2 tRNA genes and 3 rRNA genes are annotated in these 5581 nt (G+C 47.9%); all 5 read left to right on the top strand.

Annotation, left to right across the window (positions count from 1 at the left end):
- The first annotated feature begins 5 nt into the window (after positions 1-5).
- The 5 genes from IM753_RS12520 (at position 6) to rrf (ending at position 5519) form a co-directional block, all read left to right on the top strand.
- Positions 6-1534: ribosomal RNA gene (locus IM753_RS12520) — 16S ribosomal RNA — on the top strand.
- 61 nt (positions 1535-1595) lie between these two features.
- A tRNA-Ile gene (locus tag IM753_RS12525) sits at positions 1596-1672 on the top strand.
- A gap of 5 nt (positions 1673-1677) precedes the next feature.
- Positions 1678-1753: transfer RNA gene (locus tag IM753_RS12530), tRNA-Ala, on the top strand.
- Positions 1754-2068: 315 nt separating this feature from the next.
- Positions 2069-5226: ribosomal RNA gene (locus IM753_RS12535) — 23S ribosomal RNA — on the top strand.
- Between the two features lie 179 nt (positions 5227-5405).
- Positions 5406-5519 (top strand): 5S ribosomal RNA (gene rrf, locus IM753_RS12540).
- The 16S, 23S and 5S rRNA genes sit together here with 2 tRNA genes alongside, the layout of an rRNA operon.
- The last annotated feature ends 62 nt before the right edge of the window (positions 5520-5581 follow it).

The raw sequence follows: 5581 nt of genomic DNA on the forward strand, positions 1-5581 counted from the left end.
AGATTAAACTGAAGAGTTTGATCATGGCTCAGATTGAACGCTGGCGGCAGGCTTAACACATGCAAGTCGAACGATGAAGTCTAGCTTGCTAGACGGATTAGTGGCGAACGGGTGAGTAATGCTTAGGAATCTGCCTATTAGTGGGGGATAACGTAGGGAAACTTACGCTAATACCGCATACGTCTTACGAGAGAAAGGGGGCTTTTAGCTCTCGCTAATAGATGAGCCTAAGTCGGATTAGCTAGTTGGTGGGGTAAAGGCCTACCAAGGCGACGATCTGTAGCTGGTCTGAGAGGATGATCAGCCACACTGGGACTGAGACACGGCCCAGACTCCTACGGGAGGCAGCAGTGGGGAATATTGGACAATGGGCGAAAGCCTGATCCAGCCATGCCGCGTGTGTGAAGAAGGCCTTTTGGTTGTAAAGCACTTTAAGTGGGGAGGAAAAGCTTATGGTTAATACCCATAAGCCCTGACGTTACCCACAGAATAAGCACCGGCTAACTCTGTGCCAGCAGCCGCGGTAATACAGAGGGTGCAAGCGTTAATCGGAATTACTGGGCGTAAAGCGAGCGTAGGTGGTCATTTAAGTCAGATGTGAAAGCCCCGGGCTTAACCTGGGAACTGCATCTGATACTGGGTGACTAGAGTAGGTGAGAGGGAAGTAGAATTCCAGGTGTAGCGGTGAAATGCGTAGAGATCTGGAGGAATACCGATGGCGAAGGCAGCTTCCTGGCATCATACTGACACTGAGGTTCGAAAGCGTGGGTAGCAAACAGGATTAGATACCCTGGTAGTCCACGCCGTAAACGATGTCTACCAGTCGTTGGGTCTCTTGAAGACTTAGTGACGCAGTTAACGCAATAAGTAGACCGCCTGGGGAGTACGGCCGCAAGGTTAAAACTCAAATGAATTGACGGGGGCCCGCACAAGCGGTGGAGCATGTGGTTTAATTCGATGCAACGCGAAGAACCTTACCTGGTCTTGACATAGTAGGAATCTTGCAGAGATGCGAGAGTGCCTTCGGGAATCTACATACAGGTGCTGCATGGCTGTCGTCAGCTCGTGTCGTGAGATGTTGGGTTAAGTCCCGCAACGAGCGCAACCCTTTTCCTTAGTTACCAGCACTTCGGGTGGGAACTCTAAGGATACTGCCAGTGACAAACTGGAGGAAGGCGGGGACGACGTCAAGTCATCATGGCCCTTACGACCAGGGCTACACACGTGCTACAATGGTTGGTACAAAGGGTTGCTACACAGCGATGTGATGCTAATCTCAAAAAGCCAATCGTAGTCCGGATTGGAGTCTGCAACTCGACTCCATGAAGTCGGAATCGCTAGTAATCGCAGATCAGAATGCTGCGGTGAATACGTTCCCGGGCCTTGTACACACCGCCCGTCACACCATGGGAGTTGATCTCACCAGAAGTGGTTAGCCTAACGCAAGAGGGCGATCACCACGGTGGGGTCGATGACTGGGGTGAAGTCGTAACAAGGTAGCCGTAGGGGAACCTGCGGCTGGATCACCTCCTTAACGAGATTATCTGATTGGCAAGAATTCACAACAAGTTGTTCTTAGTAGCGTAAGTTAAATTGGGTCTATAGCTCAGTTGGTTAGAGCACCGCCTTGATAAGGCGGGGGTCATAAGTTCAAGTCTTATTAGACCCACCATTTATGGGGTTATAGCTCAGTTGGTAGAGCGCCTGCCTTGCACGCAGGAGGTCAGGAGTTCGACTCTCCTTAACTCCACCACTTACAATAAATTAGAACTAAGCAATCAAATTAAACACCAGTAAATTAGATTTCTTACTTCTACTTTATGTAGATAACTTACAATTAACTGATGAAGTTAATTACATTATTTAACAACGTAACTATGAGTCTGGGTTAATTATTTAATTCCAACAAATAATTAACCATTCCGACCACTACTCCACATCTTTTAGATTTGTCTAAAATTTAAATAAGATGAGTGGTCGGATAAAGTAAAGAGAACTGAATCAAGCGTAAACATAGGTGAATCGTTACACATTACCCTTATAACACCAAGACTACTTGGGGTTGTATGGTCAAGTAATGAAGTGCACATGGTGGATGCCTTGGCAGTCAGAGGCGATGAAAGACGTGATAGCCTGCGATAAGCGTCGGTGAGGTGGCAATATCCTGTGACCCGGCGATTTCTGAATGGGGAAACCCAGCCAACATAAGTTGGCTATTACACAGTTTACTGTGTAAGGCAAACCGGGAGAAGTGAAACATCTCAGTATCCCGAGGAAAAGACATCAATTGAGATTCCCCAAGTAGCGGCGAGCGAACGGGGAGGAGCCGATCGAATTTACAGTAGCAAAATGGCGTGGGAAAGCCAACCATAGTAGGTGATAGTCCTGTATGCGAAACTGTTTATGAGACATATTAAGTAGGGCGAGACACGTGAAATCTTGTCTGAAGATGGGGGGACCATCCTCCAAGGCTAAATACTCCTGACTGACCGATAGTGAACCAGTACCGTGAGGGAAAGGCGAAAAGAACCCCTGTTAGGGGAGTGAAATAGAACCTGAAACCGTGTGCATACAAGCAGTCGGAGCCCGACCACTTAATCGTTTTGAGGATAACAATGAATTTTTACTACGTCTATGTCATACAAAACGTGGATAATCATGATGAGTTTTATGTTGGTTTTACCACCAATTTAAAACAAAGAATTGATGACCATAACAATGGCACAACTTACTCAACCAGAGCAAGAACATGGCGTATTGTTTATTGTGAAGCCTACATTAACGAACAAGTAGCAAGAAAGCGAGAACGAACCATAAAAAATAATGGTCGTATGAGAACTTTCTTGATGAATCGTGTCAAATCACAATTTGACAATCAGAACGATTAAGTGGTCGGGTGACGGCGTACCTTTTGTATAATGGGTCAGCGACTTATATTCTGTAGCAAGGTTAACCGTTTAGGGGAGCCGTAGGGAAACCGAGTCTTAATAGGGCGATTAAGTTGCAGGGTATAGACCCGAAACCGAGTGATCTATCCATGAGCAGGTTGAAAGTGCCGTAACAGGCACCGGAGGACCGAACCCACTGTCGTTGAAAAGCCAGGGGATGACTTGTGGATAGGGGTGAAAGGCTAATCAAACTCGGTGATAGCTGGTTCTCCCCGAAAGCTATTTAGGTAGCGCCTCGGACGAATACCATTGGGGGTAGAGCACTGTTTCGGCTAGGGGGTCATCCCGACTTACCAAACCGATGCAAACTCCGAATACCGATGAGTAATATCCGGGAGACAGACGGCGGGTGCTAACGTCCGTCGTCAAGAGGGAAACAACCCAGACCGCCAGCTAAGGCCCCAAATTCCTAGTTAAGTGGGAAACGATGTGGGAAGGCACAGACAGCTAGGAGGTTGGCTTAGAAGCAGCCACCCTTTAAAGAAAGCGTAATAGCTCACTAGTCGAGTCGGCCTGCGCGGAAGATGTAACGGGGCTCAAACTAGGAGCCGAAGCTGCGGATTTAATTGTTTCAATTAAGTGGTAGGGGAGCGTTGTGTAAGCCTGTGAAGGTGTATCGTAAGGTATGCTGGAGGTATCACAAGAGCGAATGCTGACGTGAGTAACGACAAAACGGGTGAAAAGCCCGTTCGCCGGAAGACCAAGGGTTCCAGTCCAACGTTAATCGGGGCTGGGTGAGTCGACCCCTAAGGCGAGGCCGAAAGGCGTAGTCGATGGGAAATCGGTTAATATTCCGATACTTGTTTATGATGCGATGGAGGGACGGAGAAGGTTATGTCAGCCTGGCGTTGGTTGTCCAGGTGGAAGGATGTAGTTAGGTTTGGTAGGCAAATCCGCCAGACTATTAATGAGATCTGATAGCAAGCCAGTTTACTGGCGAAGTGGCAAATACCCTGCTTCCAGGAAAAGCTTCTAAGCGATAGTCATAAAGAAATCGTACCCGAAACCGACACAGGTGGTCAGGTAGAGAATACCAAGGCGCTTGAGAGAACTCTGCTGAAGGAACTAGGCAAAATGGTACCGTAACTTCGGGAGAAGGTACGCTGCCGATGGTGATGGAACTTGCTTCCTGAGCTGTTGGCAGTCGCAGATACCAGGCTGCTGCAACTGTTTATTAAAAACACAGCACTCTGCAAACACGAAAGTGGACGTATAGGGTGTGATGCCTGCCCGGTGCTGGAAGGTTAATTGATGGGGTTAGCGTAAGCGAAGCTCTTGATCGAAGCCCCAGTAAACGGCGGCCGTAACTATAACGGTCCTAAGGTAGCGAAATTCCTTGTCGGGTAAGTTCCGACCTGCACGAATGGCATAATGATGGCAGCGCTGTCTCCAGCAGAGACTCAGTGAAATCGAAATCGCAGTGAAGATGCTGTGTACCCGCGGCTAGACGGAAAGACCCCGTGAACCTTTACTACAGCTTTACATTGAACTTTGACCTAACTTGTGTAGGATAGGTGGGAGGCTTTGAAGTGGCGACGCCAGTTGCCATGGAGCCAACCTTGAAATACCACCCTGGTTATGTTGGGGTTCTAACTTAGATATAACAGTATCAAGGACAATGTATGGTGGGTAGTTTGACTGGGGCGGTCTCCTCCTAAAGAGTAACGGAGGAGTACGAAGGTGCGCTCAGAACGGTCGGAAATCGTTCAAAGAGTATAAAGGCAAAAGCGCGCTTAACTGCGAGACCCACAAGTCGAGCAGGTACGAAAGTAGGTCTTAGTGATCCGGTGGTTCTGTATGGAAGGGCCATCGCTCAACGGATAAAAGGTACTCTGGGGATAACAGGCTGATACCGCCCAAGAGTTCATATCGACGGCGGTGTTTGGCACCTCGATGTCGGCTCATCTCATCCTGGGGCTGAAGCAGGTCCCAAGGGTATGGCTGTTCGCCATTTAAAGAGGTACGCGAGCTGGGTTTAGAACGTCGTGAGACAGTTCGGTCCCTATCTACCGTGGGCGTTGGAAATTTGAGAGGATCTGCTCCTAGTACGAGAGGACCAGAGTGGACGAACCTCTGGTGTTCCGGTTGTTTCGCCAGAAGCATCGCCGGGTAGCTACGTTCGGATGGGATAACCGCTGAAAGCATCTAAGCGGGAAGCCCACCTCAAGATAAGATTTCCCTAAAGAGCCGTTGTAGACTACGACGTTGATAGGTTGGGTGTGGAAGCACAGCGATGTGTGTAGCTAACCAATACTAATTGCTCGTTTGGCTTGACCATACAACACCCAAGTGGTTTAAAACTACTTCATGTGCTGTATAAGTAAGTTTAAAGATTTTACCTAACAAGCTTGAATCAATCTTGAATAACTTAACTTAAAAAGTTAAAACTTTAAAAAATTAAAATTTAAAGTAAAAACAAAACAACAGACTCATAAACAGCGTTGTTAATCCTTTTACGCTGACGACAATAGCAAGATGGAACCACCTGATCCCTTCCCGAACTCAGAAGTGAAACGTCTTAGCGCCGATGGTAGTGTGGTTCGCCCATGTGAGAGTAGGTCATCGTCAGCACCTTATTTAAAGCCCCCCTACATTGGAAGATGTGGGGGGTTTTGGTTGAGTTGGGGTGGGTT

This window comes from Moraxella sp. K127, from assembly GCF_015223095.1.
GTDB lineage: Bacteria > Pseudomonadota > Gammaproteobacteria > Pseudomonadales > Moraxellaceae > Moraxella.